Below are 20,089 nucleotides of genomic sequence, written 5' to 3'. Positions count from 1 at the left end.
GGAATAGACAAATCATCGGTACCCCATCGGACGGTACCGGTGTGAGCAGTTCTGTGTTCCACTCGCCTAGAATAATTATTCATTTCGCACGGGCCTTCGCACATGGCCGATTCGGCTGCCACTCAAGACGTGTCGACGCTTCCACTGGAAGAGTTGATTGCTTGCCATGAATGCGATCTATTGATGCGCCGGCCACAGCTAGCGGATGGTGAGCGGGCTGTATGCCCGCGCTGTGGCTACGAGCTTTACTCCCAGCGCACTCAGGTGGTAAGGCGAAGCCTGGCTCTGGTGCTGGCTGCCCTGATGCTTTACATACCGGCTAATTTCCTACCGATCATTCGACTCAATCTGCTCGGTCAGACGAGCGAGGACACGGTCTGGAGTGGTGTGGTCAACCTGTATCAAAGCGGCATGCAGAGCGTGGCCGTGGTGGTCTTTCTCTGCAGCATGGCGGTACCGTTGCTCAAGCTGCTTTGCCAGTTTCTGGTGTTGCTGAGCATTGCCTGGAACATTGGCCGTGGTTATGGCTTGCTGTTCTACCGGATTTATCACCACCTGCGTGACTGGGGTATGCTCGAGGTCTACCTGATGGGCATTCTGGTGTCGATCGTTAAGTTGGCCGATATTGCGGACTTGAGCCTGGGAGTCGGTTTGGCGTGTTTCGTGGGCTTGTTATTGGTCCAGGTGTGGCTGGAGGTGACTATGACCCCGCACCAGATTTGGCAGGCGTTATCCAGGGAAGACGCACATGAGGGCAATTGATGCAGGCCTGCTGTTGTGCCACGAATGCCATATGCTGAATAAACAGGAGCCCGATGGGCGCAAGCAGTTCTGTTCGCGCTGCGGGGGCGTTATTCATGTGCGTCGTCCAGACAGTCTCGTTCGTACTTGGGCATTGCTGTTGACGGCTGCCCTGCTGTACATCCCCGCCAATATTTTACCGATCATGACCGTTAACTCACTGGGCCAGGGGCAGTCTGACACTATCCTGTCGGGCATCATCGAACTGGTGCACCTCGGCATGCTGCCGATAGCTATCGTGGTGTTCATCGCCAGTATTCTTGTGCCGACATTCAAGTTGATTGGTATTTCCCTGCTGCTGTATTCGATACAGCGGCATCAGCCGATGTCGGTGCGTCAGCGAATACTCATGTACCGGTTTATCGAGTGGATTGGTCGCTGGTCGATGTTGGATATCTTTGTCATTGCGATTCTTGTAGCGGTAGTCAAGTTCGGCAGCCTGGCGAGTATCGAGCCAGGTTTCGGTTCGATAGCTTTCGCCAGTGTGGTGATTCTGACGATGCTGGCGGCTTTAACTTTCGATCCCCGGTTGATCTGGGATAACACCGAGTCGGATGGCAACCATGACTGATCTACCTACGGCGAGAACCCGTCCTGCATCCAACTGGTCTGCCATCTGGGTATTGCCCCTGATTGCCTTGCTGATTGGTGCTTGGTTGGGCTGGCAGGCCTACAGTGAGGCAGGGGTTGAAATCCAGGTGGTTTTCCCGGGTGGAGATGGTATTCAGGCGGGCAAGACTGAGGTTATCTACAAGGGCATGGCGATCGGCAAGGTCAAGGCTATGGCCTTGGATGACAGTGGTGAAAACCTCGGGGTAGTTGCCACTGTGGAGATGAACAAGAAGGTCGAGCCGTACTTGCGCAGTAACACGCGATTCTGGCTGGTCAAGCCTAGCGTGAGTCTGGCGGGTATCACCGGGCTGGAGACCCTGGTGTCGGGTAATTACATTGCAGTTAGCCCTGGCGATGGCGAACCGGCCCTGGAGTTCGAGGCGTTGGCCGAGCCGCCGCCGCTGTCGGATGACAGGCCTGGGCTACATCTGACCCTGAAAGCTGAACGGCTCGGCTCGTTGAATCGTGACAGCCCAGTGTTCTACAAGCAGATTCAGGTTGGCCGGGTGAAAAGCTATGCCCTCGCCAACGATCAGAGCACGGTCGAGGTTAAGCTCTACATTGAGCCGACCTATGCCGCTTTGGTGCGTAAACATACGCGTTTCTGGAATGCCAGCGGCATCAGCATCGACGCCAGTTTGTCGGGTTTCAAGCTGCGCAGCGAGTCGTTGGCCAGCATAGTGGCGGGCGGTATTGCTTTCGCCACGCCCGAGCATCGTAAAGATAGTCCGGCGACCGACCCGAGCATTCCATTTCGGTTGTATGAAGATTTCGAAGCCGCCCAGGCTGGCATCCGGGTACTGGTCAAGATGACTGATTTCGAAGGCTTGCAGGCCGGGCGTACGCCCGTTATGTACAACGGCATACAGGCAGGCACCTTGAAGGCGCTCAAGGTCAATGACGACCTGACCGGCGCCTTGGCCGAATTGACCCTCGATCCGCGCACTGAAGACTATCTGGTCGAAGGTAGCGAATTCTGGGTGGTCAAACCGTCGATTTCCCTGGCGGGCATCACCGGCCTGGAAGCACTGGTCAAAGGTAATTACATCGCCATGCGCCCCGGCGAAAAGGGTGCAGCGGCCAAGCGTGATTTCGTGGCGCGGCCCAAGGCGCCGCCGCTGAATCTGGATGCCCCCGGCCTGCATATGGTGCTGTTCAGCGACAGCCGCGGTTCACTTGAGGTCGGCAGCCCGATTCTCTATCGGCAGGTCCCTGTTGGTTCGGTGCAGAGCGTTCAACTCGCTCGCGACAATCGAAGGGTGGTCTTCGGTCTACACGTCGTGCCCGAATACGCGCATCTGGTGAATCGCTCAACGCGCTTCTGGAATGCCAGTGGCATTACCTTGAAAGGCGGTTTGTCCGGGGTCGAGGTCAAGAGTGAATCGCTGCAGACCCTATTGTCTGGGGGCATCGCGTTTGAAACCACGGACCTGCAGGCCCCGGCACTATCCCGGAAAGTACCACGCTTGCACCTCTATGCCAGTCGCGAGGCGGCCATGCAGGACGGTGTGGCGATTAGCATCCGAATGGATCGTGGTGATGGCCTGAGCCCAGGCACGGCGATCCGTTACCGTGGCCTGGATGTCGGCAAGGTTGAGAGTATCGAGCTCAGCGAAGACCTGCAGGCTGTAGTTCTGCGAGCCCGTGTGACTCTGGCGACTGAGCAGATCGCGCGAGTGGGCACCCAGTTCTGGGTGGTCAAGCCGGAGTTCAGCCTGACCCGTGTGGCCAACCTGGACACCCTGGTCAGTGGCCAGTATCTGGAAGTCTGGCCGGCGACCAAGGGTGCGGCCAGGCAGGTCGAATTCATTGCGCTGGCGCGTCCGCCGAGTCAGGTGGTGGAGGAGCTCGGCCTGCGTCTGGTGCTCAGCACTGCGCGGCGCAGCTCGCTGAAAGCCGGGGTGCCGGTAAGCTATCGGGAAGTCCCGGTGGGCAAGGTGACCGGTTACGAACTCGGACCGACCGCGGACCGGGTCCTGATTCATATCCTGATCGAGCCGCGTTATGCCGGCCTGGTGCGCACCGGTAGCCGTTTCTGGAATACCTCAGGGGTTGGTTTCGAGGCAGGACTGTTCAAGGGCGTGAAGGTGCGTAGCGAATCCCTGGAAACCTTGATTGAGGGGGGCGTGGCGTTCGCGACCCCGGATCTCGAGCCCATGAGTCACCAGGCCAGGCCGGGACAGACCTTTGCCATGTTCGACGAGCCGAAGGAAGAGTGGCTGGAGTGGGCACCGAAAATCGCCCTGCCGAAATAGCCAGGTCACCACTATCCAGGGCCGCATTAGCGAGCCTGGTTAGTGGTGAAGGTTGCTTCAGGCCGGCTCGACAGCCGCGACAGGCTTGACCTGCAGGTCGCTGGTTTCCCGGCGCTGGATGTATTTCCAGTCCGCCTCGTCGATGTAGATGCCGTTTGGCCCGCTGCCGCCTTCCAGGTCGATGGCCACGTGGGCCGAGACCTGTGGCTTGACCGACGCGAGGATGGGTACGAAGCCGAGTTGCAGGCTGGTTTCGATCAGCGCCTGCTGGTTCTTCTCGTCGATGTCCGCCGCCTCGTCGAGGTAGTAGGGCAGGCGGATACGCCCGGCCTGGTCGCGATCCATCAGGTGCAGCAACAAGTACATGTTGGTCAACGCCTTGATGGTCATGGTCGTGCCGTTGGAGGCAGCGCCATCGATGTCGGTGTGGATCACCGGCTGACCGTGCACCTTGGTAATCTCGAAGGCCAGCTCGAACAGATCTTTCAAGCCCAGCTGGTTGTGGTTGGCCGCGACCAGGCGTGCCAGGTACTCCTTGGCTTCCTCGTTCTTGCTGTCCTGATCGCTGCTCTGCTGCAGGTCGAATACCGAGAGGGTCTCGCCTTGCTCGTACTGGCCGGCGCTGTGGATGATCTGGTCGATGTGCTTGAGGGCGTCCTTGTTCGGTGCCAGGACGATGCGGAAGCTTTCCAGGTTGGAGACCTGACGCTTGTTGATCTCGCGGTTGAACAGGGCCAACTGGTGTTCCAGGTTGTCGTAGTCGCTGCGGATATTGCGCAGGGTGCGGGCGATATCGGTGACCGCCGCGCGGCGCGCTTTGGCCAGGGTCAGGGCTTCGTCCTGGCGATGCGCGTAGGCGTTGACCAGCAGGTGCAGGCGGCGCTCGACGTCGTCCTCGCTGTCGAACTTGGCCACGCCTTTCAGGCGCACCTGGGCGTAGAGCGCCTCGATCTGCCCGTCGACTCGTTGCAGACCCTGCCAGGCGTCCTGGTAGTCGTTGAGCAGGGGGAGCAGGTTGTCGAGGGAGTCATCCACCGGGTCGGTAAAGGGCGCGCCGAACGGCAGATTGGCCGGCAGCAACTGGCGCCGACGCAGGGCGTCTTCCAAGGTGCGCTGCTTGGCTTCCAGATCGGCCAGCTGCCGGCCCACCAGTTGCAGCTTGGCGGACAGTTGCTGCACCCGTTCGGTGAAGGCATCGCTGCTGCGCTTGAGCTCGTCCTGCGCCGCTTCCAGTTGCGCCAGTTGTTCCAGCTGGCTGTCTTCTTCCACGGCCAGGGTCTGGCTGCGGCGGTAGTCTTCCAGGGCTTTTTGCGCATCCAGCACGCCCTGGTACAGGCGTTCGGCCTGGGCCTTGCTCGCGGCGCGGTCGCCGGCCACCGCTTGTTGGGTCTTGAGCTGTTTGTATTCGCGCTCGAGGCGGTCTTTCTGGTCACGCAGAGCGGCGCGGTCAGCCAGGGCCTGCAGCGCCGGAGGCTCGATATGGCTGAGGTCGATGGACAGGCCGGGCACCTCGAAGCGCTCGCCCTGGAAGCCGTCCAGTACGGCTTCCAGGGACTTCACCCAGGTATCACCATGGTCCAGCTGAATGCCTTTGTCGCCTAAAGGTAGGCTGAATAGCTGGCCGTTGAACAGGCGCATCAGGCGATCGACATCGGCCTGGGAGAACTCTTCTCGCAGGCGCGAGTAACTGTTGTTGTCGGCGTGGTCGAGCTGCTGCCTGACCGACCTGAGGCGCTTGTCCAGATCGCGCAGGCGCTCCTCGAGGTCTTCACTGGAGAATTGCCGTGACTGCGCCAGGGCACCGGCCAGTTCGTCGTGGGCGTCCTTGGCGGCGAGCAATTGTGCCTCCAGCACCTGGGCGTCGCTGACCAGGGCGAAGCGGTTCTTCAGTACAGACAGTTCGCCGAGCCAGCGCTGGATCTCACTGATCTGGCGTTCCATGCGCATCAGCTCGGCGGTGCCGCCACGCTGTTCCTGCTGCAGGCCATCCTGTTCGCCGCGGTAGTGCTCGGCCTGGATTACCAGCTCCTCGCGGCGTGCGCCGGCATAGTCCTGCCAGGTGCCGAGCAGCGAATCGAGCAGCGGCGAGAGGCGATGCAGCTTGCCGCGCAGCAGTTCGCGCTGGGCGACGCCGGCGGCCAGGGCTTCGATCAAGGGGCCGGCGCCGACCAGTGCCTGGAAGTCCTGCTCCATGCGCCGCACATCACGGAAGGCTTCTTCGGTGGCGGCGATGTAGTCAACGCTGCCCGAGCGCAGGCTGTGCTCGAAGGCATCGAGAAACAGCTGCTTGAGCTTGGCCGCGGTGATCTCGCGCATATGCAGCAGGTTGATAAACAGCGCGCGGAAGGTCTTCAGGCTCTGCTCGCTGGTGGATCGCAGCGGGATCAGGGTCAGGTCCAGCGGGATCGAGGTGTGGCCACCGACCAGCAGGCGGCGCAGCTCCTCGGGCTTCAATTCATAGGCCTTGATGCCGTCGCGCTCTAGGGCGTTGAACAGCTCGCGCTGACGCAGGCAGGTGCCGTTTTTCTGGTAGTGGGCCAGGTCCAGCTCGCCCTGGTAGGCAAAGAACTGGTGGCCGAAACCGCCACCCGGGCCGCGCCCGGCCACACCGATCACGTGGGGGCCGTGGGGCAGGGCGACTTCCACCAGGATGTAGCTGGTGTCGGTGGCAAAGTAGAACTTGCGCGATTGTTCCAGGCTGTACTTGCCGAAGCTCATGTCCGACATGCGGGCCAGAATCGGGAACTGCAGCGCGTTGATCGAGGCCGACTTGCCCAGGTTGTTGGCGCCGTACACCGACAGCGGGTTCTCCAGCGGAAACAGCCCGAGGCTGTAACCGGCGGTGTTCAGCAGGGCAAAGCGGCGGATGCCGAAGCGTTCCTGGCTCATGCATCTATCTCCTGTACGGCGCGTTCGTCGGCCATGGCACGGGCCAGGGCATCTTCTTCGCTGAGGTCCGACTCATCGTCGGCGAGGCTGATGATTTCCTCCTCGGCTTCATCGTCGACCAGCAGCGGGGTCGGCAGCGGCAGGGCGCTATGCAGGGTGGCGGCCAGGTCGCGATCCTGCTGCACACTCAGGCAGACATCGAGGAAGCGGTGCATGGGGGCGAGGAAGCGGTAGGTACCGTTTTCTTCACCGGTAAAGCCCAGTTGGCTCAGGCGGCGCATGACCTTTTCTTCCAGCTCCTCGATGGTGGTGACTTCGGCCTGGAGGAACAGGTCACGGTACTTTTCCAGCAGCGGCGGCAGTTCATCACGACCGAGGCTGCCACCGTCGAGCACGGCCAGCGGGTCGCGGCCCTGATCGGCTAGGTGTTCAACCAGGATGAAGGTGAACAGCGCCAGGCGCTGGGCGGTCTTGTTGACCTGGGCGCCCATCTGCTCGGGGACGAAATAGTAGAAGCCACGGCTGTCGCAGATCAGCTCATAACCGAGTGCCTTGAACAGCGCACGGTACTGGTCCTGCAGGTTGGACAGCTGGGCGTACAGCTCCGGGTCGCGGCGGCTGACGTGATAGCCCTTGAACAGCTCGCGGAAGATCGGTGCCAGTTGGGTCAGTTCTTTCAGGTCGATATTCATAGGGCGGTGGTTCCGGCCGGCTTGATCAATGCAAAGGAGCTCAGGCTGAGCTGATGCTCGGCGGTCAAATAGTCACGGCGCTCGAGGCGTTCGCGCTGGAAGCGGGTATCGCGGGACAGGCGCGAGAACCAATAGAGCAGTTCGTCGGTGGCGCCTTCGGGTTCCTCCTGCAGCAGCCAGCCCATCAAGTCGGGCAACGGCAGGGCTTGTTCGCAGCGTTCGAGCATCTCCCGCGCGGTGCGTGGCGCGCGCGGTGCTTCGCCCTTGCGCGAGGTGCTGGCCTTGGGGAACTGCGCCGGCTTCGGTTCGAAGCGCGCCAGGGCGTAGACATAGGCCTCGACCTGGGACGCGCTGCCGAGAAAGGTGCTTTGCGCACGACTGAATAGCGGCAGTGCGGCCTGCGGCACCGCGTCCAACCCTTTGCGGCGAATTGCCGCCAGGGCCAGGGCCGCGCCGCGAGTCACGGCATTGTGCCGCCGGGCTTCCTCGCGCAGCGGCAGGAGCAGCTCGCGGGCGCGGCGCAGGGTCAGCTGGGCGGTGGTCTGCATCTCCAGGATGCGTGCATGGGTGCGCAGCAGCAGGTCATCGTCAACCAGCGGGCCGAGGCGCTGTTGTTCGCTGAGCAGGCGCAGCAGCACATGCTCGACGCGGTGGACGCCCTGCTCAAAGGCGCCGTCGGCGGCGACCAGCTGGATCATCGGCTCGACATATTCGTCCCAGGTCGCCAGCACTTCGGCGTAACGCTGACGCAGGGGGATCTGCCGGTCGCTGGTCTTGGCCCGTTCGGCCACGGCGACCAGCGCCTGTTCGTCGTTGGCCAGCTTCTTCAGCACGTCGCGCACGCGCATGTCGAGCAAACGCAGCTGCCGCGCCAGATCGGCCGCGTCGCGCACCTCGAAGGCATCCTTGATATAGCCGGCCAGGCGTTCGAGGTGACGCAGGTAGGCCTCGATCTCCAGGCACAGGCCCAGTCGGTGTTCACGGCGCAAATAGGCCAGGAAGTCGTGGATCTGCGCGTTGAGCTCGAAGCGGTTGGGGCTCTTGGCCACCGGCACCAGGATATCCAGGCGGATCCACTGGTCGAGCAGGGCGGTAATGTCCACTGGCGTGCTGTCCGGCAACTGCGCCGTGAGCTGCTTGCGCAGCTCGATCAGGCTCAGGGTGCCGGTATCGAACCGCTCGCAGAGCGGTTCGAGCAACGTCCAGTGTTCGGCAAGGGCGCGCAATACGCGCTTGGGATCGATCATCGAAAGCCGGTCGCTCAATCTGGGAAAAGCGCCGATTGTACTGCATCGACCGGCAATCGATTGAGTCTGAGGCGATCGGAGGCGCTTTGCCCGCGCAGGTGACGCAATACGGCAGTTTACGACCGCCACAGCCGTTGGCCGGTGCTCTCGATGCGCTGCAAGCCCCATTCAAGTGACTGAATTTGCTGGCATGTTTTCTGCGATAAGAAAACAAACACCCCGCCGGGATCGAACCTATGTCGTCCACCTCCGCTGCCTCCATCGATGCCTGTTGGCGCGAGCTGCAGGATCAGCGTGACCTGGACTGGGATCTCGACGCCATCACCGACCGCCGCGAGACGATTGCCTTCCTGCTGCGCTTCGAGAACTGCCTGTGTATATATTCTGCCTATGCGCAAAAGCTCTACAGCCACTACAGCTTTGTGGTGCCGCCGAGTGATCATGGCGATATCACCATCCTCCCGGACGAGCGCTGCTGGAACGAAACCTTCCATGACATTCCGGCCCATGCGGTAGAACCCACCGGTATCCATATTCTGCCGGGCGAAACCCTGGGCCACCCAGGCCTCTACTTGAAAATCCCCAGCCACAATCGTCTGGTGGCCTCCAGGGAGTTGCCGTTTCAGGATGGGCTCAGGTTGCTGATTGAGCGCTATCGGGCCAGGGGCGAGTCGTTTTTGCCGGTGTTGATCAAGGAGGATCTGCGCGAGTTCGAGACGCGAATGCCGTCGCTGCACCTGCACCGCATCAACCTCGTCCACTTGGCGCACTGCTCGCCGGCGAGTATCAACGCGATCAAGGGGGCCATTGCCCGCCACCTGCTCGGGCTGTTTCGTCAGGGCTGAACTGCCTTGCGCTGCCACAGCCATTAGCCGATCAGGCTTGGTGGCACATCGTTGTCACCTGTTGGTCATCAATGCCGTTCATCCTGTCGGGCGTCTGCACTTTGCGCCGCGGGCGCTCCAATCGGGCTGCGGATTGCCGCCGCTTGCGATAATGCGTCGCCAACGGTCGGTTGACAGACTAAATATCCCCATGGCTCTTTCGATATGCGTCGGTTATCGGCACAATTCGCCTCCACTTTTTGGGGAGGGGGTCGGCAATGCTGATTTCCTGCCGGCTGACCTTGTATAGGCACACTGATGATCAAGACGCCGTACTACCTCATCGACAAGCAAAAGCTGCTGGGTAATCTCGAGAAGATCGCCTATGTCCGCGAGCACTCCGGTGCCAAGGCGCTGCTGGCCCTCAAGTGCTTCGCCACCTGGTCGGTGTTCGACCTGATGCAGCAATACATGGACGGCACCACCTCGTCGTCGCTGTATGAGCTCAAGCTCGGTCGGCAGAAGTTCGTTGGCGAAACCCACGCCTACAGCGTGGCCTGGGCCGACGATGAAATCGACGAGATGCTGGCCAACTGCGACAAGATCATCTTCAACTCGATCGGCCAGCTCGAGCGCTTCGCCGAAGCTTCAGAAGGCAAGGTCCGCGGCTTGCGGGTCAACCCGCAGGTGAGCAGCTCGGATTACCTGTTGGCCGACCCGGCGCGCCCGTTCAGCCGCCTGGGTGAGTGGGACCCGGAAAAGATCGCCACCGTGATGGATAAGGTTTCCGGCTTCATGTTCCACAACAACTGCGAGAACAACAGCTTCGAGCTGTTCGAGCAGATGCTCAGCACCATCGAAGAGCGCTTCGGCCACCTGCTGGAGCAGGTCGAGTGGGTCAGCCTGGGCGGCGGCATTCACTTCACCGGTGACGGCTATCCGCTGGATCAGTTCTGCGCACGGCTCAAGGCCTTCTCCGAGCGTTTCGGCGTGCAGGTTTATCTGGAACCCGGTGAGGCCGCCATCACCATGAGCGCCTCGTTGGAAGTCACGGTGCTCGACACCCTGTTCAACGGCAAGCATCTGGCGGTGGTCGACAGCTCCATCGAAGCGCATATGCTCGATCTGTTGATCTACCGTCTGGACGCCAAGATGGCCCCCTGTGATGGCGAGCACAGCTACATGGTGTGCGGTAAATCCTGTCTGGCTGGGGACATTTTTGGCGAATACCGTTTCGATCGTCCGCTGGCCATCGGCGATCGTCTGTCGTTCATCGACGCAGCGGGTTACACCATGGTCAAGAAAAACTGGTTTAACGGGCTTAAAATGCCCTCTATTGCAGTGCGACAGCTCGACGGCAGTGTCGAGGTGGTTCGTGAATTTGGTTTCGACGACTACCTGTCCAGCCTGTCCTGAAGGCCGGCGGTTAAAGGAGAGATAAAGAAATTGAAGAAGAATGTTCTGATCATTGGTGCAGGAGGTGTCGCCAAGGTGGTGGCCCACAAGTGCGCGCAGCACAACGACGAACTCGGTCGTATTGCCATCGCGTCGCGCAACATCTCCAAATGCCAGGCCATCATCGACAGCGTAAAGGCCAAGGGCAGCCTCAAGCAGCCGGCCGAAATTCAGGCCTATGCCCTGAATGCGCTGGATATTGAAGCAACCAAGGCACTGATCCGCGAGAGCGAATCGCAGATCGTCATCAACGTGGGCTCGTCCTTCCTCAACATGTCGGTGCTGCGCGCCTGCATTGAGACTGGTGCCGCCTACCTCGATACCGCCATCCACGAAGAACCGGGCAAGGTCTGCGAAACGCCGCCTTGGTACGGCAACTACGAGTGGAAGCAACTGGCCGAATGCCAGGAAAAAAGCGTGACCGCCATCCTCGGAGTCGGTTTCGACCCGGGCGTGGTCAATGCCTATGCTGCCCTGGCGCAGCAGCAGTACTTCGACAAGATCGAGTCGATCGATATCCTCGACGTCAACGCCGGTTCCCACGGCAAGTACTTCGCCACCAATTTCGACCCGGAAATCAATTTCCGCGAATTTACCGGACAAGTCTGGAGCTGGCAGAACAACCAGTGGACCAGCAACAGCATGTTCGAAGTCAAGCGTACCGACGACCTGCCGGTGGTCGGTGAGCAGAATCTGTACCTGACCGGGCATGATGAAGTGCACTCGCTGTCCAAGCACCTCGACGTACCCAACGTGCGTTTCTGGATGAGCTTTGGCGAGCACTACATCAACGTGTTCACCGTGCTGAACAGCCTCGGCCTGCTCTCCGAGCAACCGGTGAAAACCGCCGAAGGCCTCGAAGTGGTGCCGCTCAAGGTGGTCAAGGCCGTACTGCCGGACCCGTCTTCGCTGGCGCCAAGTTACAGCGGCAAGACCTGTATCGGCGACCTGATCAAGGGCAGCAAGGACGGCAAGCCGGCCGAGTTGTTTATCTACAACGTCGCCGACCACGCCGATGCCTATGCCGAGACCGACAGCCAGGGCATCTCCTACACCGCCGGTGTACCGCCGGTCGCTGCCGCATTGCTGGTGGCCCGTGGTGATTGGGACGTGGCGCGCATGGCCAACGTCGAGCAGCTGCCGGCCGAGCCGTTCCTCAAACTGCTGGACGCGATGGGCCTGCCAACCCGGATAAAAGACGCCAACGGCGACCGCCCCTGGGATCAAGCCCTCTGATCGGCTGCGCGTCGGCCAGGCGTTGTTGAAAGTGCGCTCGGATGCTCATTTACAGCAGTAAACTCCGCGTCCTCGCGCACTTTCGCCTAGCCTGGCTCTAGCTCGCTCGATCAGCCTAACGCCTGCCATTTTGGCGGGCGTTTTGCTTTCTGGCCCGTGGGAGGGGCTTTAGCCGCGATGATGCTGAGAACCTAGACCGGTAGGGCGGGTGCAACCCGCCCTACGCTTGATACGGAGCGTGCCGCTGTTTTCCACGCTTCCCGCCTGCGGCATTTCACGCGACAATCAGCCCTTATCGACATGCGCCCCCAGCTCGGGCGTGTGCGCCCGCGCATCCGTGAGGAGTCCAGCATGAGCAGCAACGACCGCGTCATTATTTTCGACACCACCCTGCGCGATGGCGAGCAGAGTCCCGGCGCGTCCATGACCGGTGAAGAGAAGCTGCGCATCGCCAGGGCCCTGGAGCGCTTGCGCGTCGACGTGATCGAAGCCGGCTTCGCCATCGCCAGCCCGGGCGACTTCGCCGCGGTCAAGGCGATTGCCGACAGCATCAAGGACAGCACCGTGTGCAGCCTGTCGCGGGCCCTCGATGGCGACATCGACCGCGCCGCCGAAGCGCTCAAGGGCGCCAACAGCGGGCGCATCCACACCTTTATCGCCACCAGCCCGATCCACATGCAGTACAAGCTGCGCATGCAGCCGGATCAGGTGGTCGAGCAGGCCGTGCATGCGGTCAAGCGCGCCCGCAACCTGTGTGCCGACGTGGAATTCTCCTGCGAGGATGCCGGTCGCTCGGAGATCGATTTCCTCTGCCGCATCATCGAGGCGGCGATCGACGCCGGCGCGCGCACCATCAATATTCCCGACACCGTCGGCTATGCGATTCCTCACCAGTACGCCGAAACCATCCGCCAGCTGCTCAATCGTGTGCCCAACGCCGACAAGGCGGTATTCTCGGTGCATTGCCACAACGATCTGGGGCTGGCCGTGGCCAACTCCCTGGCGGCCGTGGTCGCCGGTGCGCGGCAGGTCGAGTGCACCATCAACGGCCTCGGCGAGCGGGCCGGCAATGCGGCGCTGGAAGAAATCGTCATGGCGATCAAGACCCGCGAAGACCTGCTCGGTGTGCACACCCGCATCGACACCCCGCACATCCTCAGTACCTCGCGCATGGTCTCCGGCATCACCGGCTTCCCGGTGCAGCCGAACAAGGCCATCGTTGGCGCCAACGCCTTCGCCCACGAGTCGGGCATCCATCAGGATGGCGTGCTCAAACACCGCGAAACCTACGAGATCATGTCGGCCCAGTCGGTGGGCTGGAACACCAACAAGATGGTGCTGGGCAAGCATTCCGGGCGCGCGGCCTTCCGTGCACGCCTGGATGAGCTGGGTGTCACCCTGGCTGGCGAATCGGAGATGAATGCCGCGTTTGCCCGCTTCAAGGAACTGGCCGACAAGAAACACGAGATTTTCGACGAAGACCTGCAGGCGCTGGTCTCCGAGACCCTGGCCGAAGAGACTCCGGAGCACTTCAAGCTGGTCTACCTGGATGTGGCGAGCAAGACCGGCGAGGTCCCCTTGGCCAAGCTGGTGCTCAGTGTCGACGGCGCCGAGCTGGGCGCCGAAGCCCAGGGGTCCGGGCCGGTGGACGCGACCTTCAAGGCGATCGAGGTGATCGCCGCGTCCACTGCCAACCTGCAACTGTATTCGGTCAACGCCATCACCCAGGGCACCGACTCCCAAGGCGAGGTCACGGTACGCCTGGAGAAGGGCGGGCGTATCGTCAATGGCAACGGCGCCGATACCGACATCCTGGTCGCGTCGGCCAAGGCCTACATCAACGCCCTCAACCTGATGCAGGATGGTCAGAAGGCGCATCCGCAGGTGGCTGACGTTTGATTGCAGAGCTGCGGCGTCGTGCTTATCTGAGTGCCATGCAGGTGGCCAGTTGGCTGCCGCGCGTGGAGTTGCCTTTTGCCGCGCCTTCGCGTCCGGAGCTGCTGCAGCCGGCAGAGCCGGATGTGCCTGTCGCGGTCGAGCCGGTTGCTGCGCCGGTCAGCGAAGCCGCGTCGCCGAGCAGGCCCGAGCCGCGCGCCGAACGGCCGAAGATCGAGGTGCCGCGGCCCGGCATCACTGCGCGCAGTGTCAAAGTGGATGCCGTCGATGAGGTCGCGCCACCCGTAGTGACCAAACCGGTGGTTGCGCCGCCGCCGCGCTTTGCTCTGCAACTGCTGCGCGCCGGTGACTGCGCCTTGCTGGTCGAACTGCCCACGGGCGAGCCCTTGCAGGGGCGTGATCCGGCCTATCTGCTGCTCAAGGATCTGCTGCGCGCCGCCGGTCTGCCGGACAGCCCGCAACTGGTCGGTGAGCCAGTCCGCTGGCCCTTGCTGGCGCGCGGCAGCATGGACCAGGGGCCGCAGGTCGCGCTGGATTACGTGCAGAGCTTCATCGCCGCGCGCCTGGAAGAGCAGCCACCCTGTAGCTGCCTGTGGCTGGTCGGCCTTCCGGCCATCCGTTTCGCCGGTGATGCCGATGCCGAGGCCTACAATCGCGAGATGCAGATCGACGAGCTGGGGGCGGCCTGGGCACTGCCTGGGCTGGAATTGCTGATGGACGAGCCAGAACGCAAGGCCGAACTGTGGCAGGCCATGCGCCGGGTGCGGCAACGCTGGCTGGCAGGCCCTTGAGTGCTGCCTGCGCTGTCAGGTTTCGACCATTTCGCCCATGTTCCAACCGCCTACTGAGTCAACGTTAATGAGTGATGCGATTTCTTTCCGCCGGATGACCGAAGCGGATATCGAGGCTGTGCTGAAGATCGAGTACGCCGCGTTCAGCCATCCCTGGACGCGCGGGATCTTCCTCGACAGCCTCAAGTCTTACGATTGCTGGGTGATGTTCGAGGGGCAGCAGCAGGTCGGGCATGGGGTGATCAACGTGATCATCGACGAGGCGCACCTGCTCAATATCACCATCAAGCCGCAGAGCCAGGGTCGTGGTTTCGGCTTACTGCTGCTGGAGCGCCTGATGCAGCGTGCCATGGAGCTCAAGGCCGGCGAATGCTTCCTTGAAGTGCGCGCCAGCAACCAGTCGGCTTATCGCCTGTACGAGCGTTATGGGTTCAATGAAATTGGTCGGCGCCGCGACTACTACCCGGCCGTGGGGGGGCGCGAGGATGCCTTGGTGATGGCCTGCACCCTGATCGATTGATCGAGGTTGCTGGTAAGTTGCCGATTGCCGCAGCGCTCGGGCAGTGCTTCGCTTCAGCCGCGCAGCTTTTGCTGTGCACCGGTGGCTCCGCCGTTGCGGGTTCTGGGGAGGGGCTTGCGACTGTCGCGCCACCTGGGACTGTGACGGCAACGCCAAGTGGCTTGTCAAAGGCCATGCGCGCTCCGTATGGTGCGCATCGATACTCCAGGGAGCCGATGCCATGAGTGACTTACAACACCTATTCGACAACAACGCCCAGTGGGCCGAGGCGATTACTCAGAAAGACCCGGCATTCTTCGCCAAGCTGGCCCGCCAGCAGGCGCCGGAATACCTGTGGATCGGCTGCTCCGATGCGCGGGTGCCGGCCAACGAGATCGTCGGCCTGCTGCCAGGCGACCTGTTCGTCCATCGCAACGTCGCCAACGTGGTGCTGCACACCGACCTCAACTGCCTGTCGGTGATCCAGTACGCAGTCGACGTGCTCAAGGTCAAGCACATCCTGGTCACCGGCCACTACGGCTGTGGCGGCGTGCGCGCCTCCATGCAGGACAATCAGTACGGCTTGATCGACGGCTGGCTGCGGACCATCCGCGATTTGTATTACGAACACCGTGATCACCTGGCCAAGTTGCCGAGCGAGGAGGAGCGGGTCGACCGCCTCTGCGAGCTCAACGTGATCCAGCAGGTGGCCAACGTCAGCCACACCACCATCGTGCAGAACGCCTGGCATCGCGGTCAGGAGCTGTCGGTGCACGGCTGCATCTACGGCATCAAGGACGGTCGCTGGAAAAACCTCAACGTCACCGTCAGCGGCATCGAACAGCTGCCGCCGCAATACCGCCTGCGCCCGCTCGGCCAAAACTGAGGTGACGAACAGTTCACGCGGGCTGGCCATGCTCGGTCTGCTGCTGGCGGTGCTCTGCTGGTCGGGCAACGCCCTGGTGGCACGCGCCTTCGCCGGTGAGATCCCGCCTCTTGCCCTGTCGTTCTGGCGCTGGTGCCTGGCCCTGACCCTGCTGCTGCCCTTCGTCCTGGCACCGCTGTGGCGTCATCGCCCGCAGCTGCGTGCGGCTGGCTGGCGCCTGCTGGTGCTCGGGGGGCTGGGCATCGCCGGCTACAATTCGATGCTCTACAGCGCGGCGCAGACTACCGTTGCGGTCAACATCACCCTGGTCAACACCTGCCTGCCGCTGATGACCTTCATCGGCGCTGGTCTGCTGCTCGGCGAGTGGCCGCAACGCCGCGCCTGGTGGGGCATGGGTCTGGCCGCAATCGGCCTGCTGGTGCTGATCACCCAGGGCAGTTGGACGACCCTGACGACGCTGTCGTTCAACCGTGGCGATCTGATCATGCTTTTGGCCGTGGCCGACTGGGCACTGTATTCCCTGCTGCTGCGACACTGGGCCAAGTACCTGCTGCCGATCCCGGCGCTGGCCCTGCTCGGTGTGCTGATGCTGCTTGGCGTGCCGCTGATCCTGCCGTTCTACCTCTACGAACTCAGCCAGGGCGCCCGTTTCGCGGTGACCCCGAGCAACCTTGGCGCCATCGCCTATACGGCGGTATTCGCCTCGCTGGTCGCCTATCTCGCCTGGAATCACGGCGTGCGCGTACTCGGAGCCGCCAAGGCGGCGCTGTCCAGCTACCTGATGCCCGTGTGCACTGCCGCACTCGGCTGGCTGCTGCTGGGCGAGGGTTTGCAGACGTTCCATTGGCTGGGCGGCGGGCTGATCTTCGCCGGCTTGTTGTTGGGCACGCAGATGGCGCAGAAGCGCGGCTGATCGACAGGGGGCTGAGGTCGCCTGGCCGGATGGCGCGCGCCGCGCAGGCCCTAGTAACGCGACGCGATAGCCGCAGGCTGTTGCGCTGGTGATGGACGTGTTTACCGCGCGGCGTTTGCCTTCTTCACCGCCTCAAGCCAGGTCGGGATCAGCTGATTCTGCTCGGTATTCATACCCAGAGCCTCCATGGCCTCCTTGTGCCGATTGATCTCTGCCACCATCTGGCTGAGGGCGCTGGAATTGCCGTCCAGCTGGTGCATCTGGGTCAGTCCCAGGTGATAGAAGCGCAGCAGTTTGATCGCCGTCGGATCTTGGGCAGTTACGCCCTCAGTCACGTGGTGCATGACGTTGGTGATGCTCATCAGCCTGCGCTTGAGTTGCCAGCCGTAGACGGCCGGGGCCATCCAGGGCTGATGCCAGAACTTGAACCGCACCAGCGCCACGGTCAGCAGCAGCCCGGCAATAATGCCGGCCAGATTCCAGCGAAAGTTATCGCCGCCGGGCTCGCCAAACAGCATCAAGGCGACACTGGACAGCAGCATGCCCAGCAGCACAAAGATCAGCGCAATAGTCACGGTGCTGCGGCGCGTTTGCTGGCGGTATTTCTCAGGATTCAACTGCTTGATCTCGAACGTCACCGTCGCAGAACTCCTCGGTTAAGTGGTGGGGCAATGTGGCGAGGCATTATCACTCAGAGTAATCACGTGGGCGCGATTTACCACGCTGTGGGGCATGCTGGTCTGCCCTCTTTGGCCACTGACCGGCAAGGCGGTCTCGGCGAGGCATGGCTCATGCATTGATGCTTCCAAGCCCGTGCATAACCAGGGTGCGATTCGGAGCAATGCATAAACGCGATTTTCCCAAGATTTCACAGGGACAAAAAATGCTGTTCACTGGGCTTCAGTGAACAGCATTGCGTGCAGTGGCAGGCACGTGGGGGCTCAGCGATATTGGTTGTAGCGCGCCTCGCGATCAGATCGGCGGTGTTCGTCTTATTGCTGGTCTTGGTCTTGGTCTTCGTGTCGGCGTCGGTCGGACTTGTGATGCCTCTCGGATTGATCACGATCTGCGCCCTGCTGATCCTCGTAGCGGTCCCAGTCGCGGTCGCGGTATTCGTGGTAGACGCAGCCGGTCATAAGCAGAAATGCTGCTGTCAGGGCGATTATGGAAATGCGAGCGAGCATGGTCGTCTCCTTGTTGCCGGAATGGTGTATCCCGGCATGCATTAAACACCCATACGCTGTGAGAGGGTGGCCAGTGAGGCACAAAGGCCGGGTAGGGGCGGGCGAAAACCAATAACTGCGGGCTGGCTGACGTGCCGGTCATTAGCCGAGCCGGTCGCTCATTGATAGATTGGCGAAAGGTCGAGGTCTCCCCGGGGAACTTGTCCCGTCTCGAGCTTGTCCTTGAATCGCCAGCTTTGTCCGCCGATCTGCACGATGCGAGCAGGGCAATCAGCGACTCAGGTGCAAGCGACAGCTCGTGCATCAGGCGCCAGCGATATCAAGCCTTTAGACAGGAGATGCGACGTGAGCAAAACAGCACAGGAATACGCGGATGAGTTGATGCCGCTGAACCGCCTGCCGGAGCCTGACTCATCCCCTGTAGCGCATTCGCGGTTCGTCAATGTCGATGTGGCCGCCGAGGATCGCACTCAGGAAATAAAGCATGCAGTCGCACTGAGGCTGTGCGAGCGGTTCCAGCTGATATACCCCGACAGGACGGTCTCTATCGGGCGCTTCGGGATCAATAACGAGGGATGGCGCATGTGTTTCGAGGTCGCGCCTGTATCCGCTGCGCGCTAGCGCCTCGCGTGGCATCAGGAGCAACGCTCGGTGCGAGTGGGCATAGGCTGACCGACACACGTTGCAAACGACTATCACCACTCTCCGGTCATGCGAACGCTGCGGTTTCCAGATGCCTGGGCAGCTAGCCCTCTTTCTAGGCGCTACCTGACATGGGCGGTGGCGACATCCTCAGCTTGTGGCGGACCCACGGTCATATCCTGATCACTTCGGACACACAAAAAAGGGCTTAGCTTTCGCTAAACCCTTGTTTTGTTTGGTGGCTACGCAGGGACTTGAACCCCGGACCCCAGCATTATGAATGCTATGCTCTAACCAGCTGAGCTACGTAGCCGAGTGGCGCGCATTATTCTCGTCTCTGGCGTTGCTGTCAACCCTGGGCTGCAGAAAATTTCCACGCGCGATCAAGTGCTTAGATGCTGAACGTGAAGCGGCTCCGGTATCGCAATCCATAACCCGGCTCACTAGATGTCTACTCGATTCCTTTCCGCTTTGTCGCGCTGTCGCGCTCGGTGTCATCGTCATCGGTATTGCTTGCCGGTAGCGTGTCAACGACTCCCTTTTTGGCTGTTGCACTGCGGGCTAAGTCGATACGGGCCAGAGGGGGCGCCGCAGCGACAGGCAACTGCTTTGCGCTTGCCCGAGAACTCCCTGCTGCCCGCTCGTCGAGCGTCAGCGCTGCTGACCATGACTGTCCTCAAACAGCGCAAGGATTTGGTCCTCGCAGGGTATCGCGTTGCTGCGGTGCCGCGCGCGGTCTTGACCGCCACCACGGGTGCTAAATATTTTTAGCTAACCAACTACCCAGACGTTGCATGTGTTGTCAGTTTCGAAGCAGGTCTAGGGGATTGCCAAGTCCCTGTATCGAAAGGCTAATTTGGCTTGCCCGTGTTTTTGACGTGTTGAGCCCATAACCAACAATCTCATTATTTCAAATAAGAATAATGTACCTGGGGGATATCTAGCTACGCTCGAGTGGGTCTATACAGCCTGCGCGATTATTTTTGCGGTACGCGGGGAAAATACGGAAATTCCCCCAGGCGATCTTCGGGGTTTCCCTATGCATCCGAGGACGCCCCATGAATAGCTTCACTTCACCCAGTGGAAAGTCGCGTAAATCGTTCAAGAAATCCGTGCTGTTGAATATGTTACGGGAGGTCATCGCCGGCTGGGGAGGGCCGGCGCGCGAAAACAAGCGGACTGAAAGGCCGCAGCGGCAGTCCTTTAGCTTGGAGGCGCTAGAGCCCAGGCTGCTTTTGTCGGCTGATTCGATCAGCCTCACTGCAGC

Annotated in this window: 17 protein-coding genes, 1 tRNA gene and 1 pseudogene; 13 read left to right on the top strand and 6 right to left on the bottom strand. The window is 61.4% G+C overall.

Annotated features, from left to right (window positions below):
• The first annotated feature begins 102 nt into the window (after positions 1-102).
• From PH586_RS21680 to PH586_RS21670, 3 genes are read left to right on the top strand one after another with little or no spacing between them, the layout of a single operon-like run.
• Entirely contained in the window at positions 103-762 is a 660-nt protein-coding gene (locus PH586_RS21680; protein ID WP_271349885.1) for a paraquat-inducible protein A, read from the top strand.
• Entirely contained in the window at positions 749-1,372 is a 624-nt protein-coding gene (locus tag PH586_RS21675) for a paraquat-inducible protein A (protein WP_271349883.1), read from the top strand. Before PH586_RS21680 ends, PH586_RS21675 begins: the two co-directional genes overlap by 14 nt.
• On the top strand, positions 1,365-3,668 hold the full coding sequence (locus PH586_RS21670) for a PqiB family protein (RefSeq protein WP_271349882.1): 2,304 nt from the start codon (positions 1,365-1,367) through the stop codon (positions 3,666-3,668). The genes PH586_RS21675 and PH586_RS21670 overlap by 8 nt, the downstream gene beginning before the upstream one ends.
• A 57-nt stretch (positions 3,669-3,725) precedes the next feature.
• Here PH586_RS21670 and mksF read toward each other — a convergent pair whose 3' ends face one another.
• Genes mksF through mksB form a run of 3 tightly spaced genes read right to left on the bottom strand, consistent with a single transcriptional unit; the run spans position 3,726 to position 8,496 of the window.
• The gene (gene mksF / locus PH586_RS21665) at positions 3,726-6,557 is read right to left on the bottom strand and encodes an Mks condensin complex protein MksF (protein WP_271349881.1); all 2,832 of its coding nucleotides are present in this window, start codon (positions 6,555-6,557) and stop codon (positions 3,726-3,728) included.
• Positions 6,554-7,249 (bottom strand): Mks condensin complex protein MksE, encoded by a 696-nt coding sequence (mksE, locus tag PH586_RS21660; RefSeq protein ID WP_271349880.1) that lies wholly within the window; start codon positions 7,247-7,249, stop codon positions 6,554-6,556. The genes mksF and mksE overlap by 4 nt, the downstream gene beginning before the upstream one ends.
• Positions 7,246-8,496, bottom strand: coding sequence for an Mks condensin complex protein MksB (gene mksB / locus PH586_RS21655; protein ID WP_271349879.1), 1,251 nt, complete (start codon positions 8,494-8,496; stop codon positions 7,246-7,248). The genes mksE and mksB overlap by 4 nt, the downstream gene beginning before the upstream one ends.
• 236 nt (positions 8,497-8,732) lie before the next feature.
• On the opposite strand from mksB, the gene PH586_RS21650 reads away from it, so the two are divergent.
• The 8 genes from PH586_RS21650 (at position 8,733) to PH586_RS21615 (ending at position 16,996) form a co-directional block, all read left to right on the top strand.
• Positions 8,733-9,341, top strand: coding sequence for a hypothetical protein (locus PH586_RS21650; RefSeq protein ID WP_271349878.1), 609 nt, complete (start codon positions 8,733-8,735; stop codon positions 9,339-9,341).
• A gap of 297 nt (positions 9,342-9,638) precedes the next feature.
• Positions 9,639-10,736 carry a carboxynorspermidine decarboxylase gene (locus PH586_RS21645; RefSeq protein WP_271349877.1) on the top strand — a complete coding sequence of 366 codons (1,098 nt, stop codon included), beginning with the start codon at positions 9,639-9,641 and terminating at the stop codon, positions 10,734-10,736.
• Between the two features lie 30 nt (positions 10,737-10,766).
• A complete protein-coding gene (locus tag PH586_RS21640) occupies positions 10,767-12,011 on the top strand; it encodes a saccharopine dehydrogenase family protein (RefSeq protein WP_271349876.1) in 1,245 nt (414 codons plus the stop codon).
• 351 nt (positions 12,012-12,362) lie between these two features.
• Positions 12,363-13,910: a 2-isopropylmalate synthase gene (locus PH586_RS21635; protein ID WP_271349875.1), complete on the top strand. Its 1,548-nt coding sequence runs from the start codon at positions 12,363-12,365 to the stop codon at positions 13,908-13,910.
• Positions 13,907-14,698 (top strand): energy transducer TonB, encoded by a 792-nt coding sequence (locus tag PH586_RS21630; RefSeq protein ID WP_271349874.1) that lies wholly within the window; start codon positions 13,907-13,909, stop codon positions 14,696-14,698. Before PH586_RS21635 ends, PH586_RS21630 begins: the two co-directional genes overlap by 4 nt.
• 67 nt (positions 14,699-14,765) lie before the next feature.
• Positions 14,766-15,218 carry a ribosomal protein S18-alanine N-acetyltransferase gene (gene rimI / locus PH586_RS21625; protein ID WP_271349873.1) on the top strand — a complete coding sequence of 151 codons (453 nt, stop codon included), beginning with the start codon at positions 14,766-14,768 and terminating at the stop codon, positions 15,216-15,218.
• A 220-nt stretch (positions 15,219-15,438) separates the two neighbouring features.
• The gene (can, locus tag PH586_RS21620; RefSeq protein WP_271349872.1) at positions 15,439-16,083 is read left to right on the top strand and encodes a carbonate dehydratase; all 645 of its coding nucleotides are present in this window, start codon (positions 15,439-15,441) and stop codon (positions 16,081-16,083) included.
• A gap of 28 nt (positions 16,084-16,111) precedes the next feature.
• Positions 16,112-16,996, top strand: a complete 885-nt coding sequence (locus PH586_RS21615) for a DMT family transporter (protein WP_271349886.1) — start codon at positions 16,112-16,114, stop codon at positions 16,994-16,996.
• 101 nt (positions 16,997-17,097) lie between these two features.
• On the opposite strand, the gene PH586_RS21610 is transcribed toward PH586_RS21615, so the two are convergent.
• Positions 17,098-17,634, bottom strand: a complete 537-nt coding sequence (locus PH586_RS21610; protein WP_271349871.1) for a DUF3087 domain-containing protein — start codon at positions 17,632-17,634, stop codon at positions 17,098-17,100.
• Between the two features lie 354 nt (positions 17,635-17,988).
• The gene (locus PH586_RS21605) at positions 17,989-18,180 is read right to left on the bottom strand and encodes a hypothetical protein (protein WP_271349870.1); all 192 of its coding nucleotides are present in this window, start codon (positions 18,178-18,180) and stop codon (positions 17,989-17,991) included.
• Between the two features lie 345 nt (positions 18,181-18,525).
• Between PH586_RS21605 and PH586_RS21600 the strand changes: the two genes are divergently transcribed.
• Positions 18,526-18,801 carry a hypothetical protein gene (locus PH586_RS21600; protein WP_271349869.1) on the top strand — a complete coding sequence of 92 codons (276 nt, stop codon included), beginning with the start codon at positions 18,526-18,528 and terminating at the stop codon, positions 18,799-18,801.
• A gap of 257 nt (positions 18,802-19,058) precedes the next feature.
• Here PH586_RS21600 and PH586_RS21595 read toward each other — a convergent pair.
• Positions 19,059-19,135: transfer RNA gene (locus PH586_RS21595), tRNA-Met, on the bottom strand.
• 745 nt (positions 19,136-19,880) lie between these two features.
• Here PH586_RS21595 and PH586_RS23770 point away from each other — a divergent pair.
• A pseudogene (locus tag PH586_RS23770) lies at positions 19,881-20,084 on the top strand (LEPR-XLL domain-containing protein); the annotation flags it as partial.
• Positions 20,085-20,089: the final 5 nt, after the last annotated feature.

Source organism: Pseudomonas aestuarii (assembly GCF_027988105.1).
Taxonomy (GTDB): Bacteria; Pseudomonadota; Gammaproteobacteria; order Pseudomonadales; family Pseudomonadaceae; genus Aquipseudomonas; species Aquipseudomonas aestuarii.
This window is presented reverse-complemented; position numbering and strand designations above follow the sequence as displayed.

Bases quoted from the DNA above. Each gene is read 5' to 3' on its own strand.
- PH586_RS21645 (WP_271349877.1), top strand. From the start codon at position 9,639: ATGATCAAGACGCCGTACTACCTCATCGACAAGCAAAAGCTGCTGGGT.
- PH586_RS21650 (WP_271349878.1), top strand. From the start codon at position 8,733: ATGTCGTCCACCTCCGCTGCCTCCATCGATGCCTGTTGGCGCGAGCTG.
- mksE (WP_271349880.1), bottom strand. From the start codon at position 7,249: ATGAATATCGACCTGAAAGAACTGACCCAACTGGCACCGATCTTCCGC.
- PH586_RS21605 (WP_271349870.1), bottom strand. From the start codon at position 18,180: ATGCTCGCTCGCATTTCCATAATCGCCCTGACAGCAGCATTTCTGCTT.
- can (WP_271349872.1), top strand. From the start codon at position 15,439: ATGAGTGACTTACAACACCTATTCGACAACAACGCCCAGTGGGCCGAG.
- PH586_RS21635 (WP_271349875.1), top strand. From the start codon at position 12,363: ATGAGCAGCAACGACCGCGTCATTATTTTCGACACCACCCTGCGCGAT.
- PH586_RS21680 (WP_271349885.1), top strand. From the start codon at position 103: ATGGCCGATTCGGCTGCCACTCAAGACGTGTCGACGCTTCCACTGGAA.
- PH586_RS21675 (WP_271349883.1), top strand. From the start codon at position 749: ATGAGGGCAATTGATGCAGGCCTGCTGTTGTGCCACGAATGCCATATG.
- rimI (WP_271349873.1), top strand. From the start codon at position 14,766: ATGAGTGATGCGATTTCTTTCCGCCGGATGACCGAAGCGGATATCGAG.
- PH586_RS21615 (WP_271349886.1), top strand. From the start codon at position 16,112: ATGCTCGGTCTGCTGCTGGCGGTGCTCTGCTGGTCGGGCAACGCCCTG.
- mksB (WP_271349879.1), bottom strand. From the start codon at position 8,496: ATGATCGATCCCAAGCGCGTATTGCGCGCCCTTGCCGAACACTGGACG.
- PH586_RS21670 (WP_271349882.1), top strand. From the start codon at position 1,365: ATGACTGATCTACCTACGGCGAGAACCCGTCCTGCATCCAACTGGTCT.
- mksF (WP_271349881.1), bottom strand. From the start codon at position 6,557: ATGAGCCAGGAACGCTTCGGCATCCGCCGCTTTGCCCTGCTGAACACC.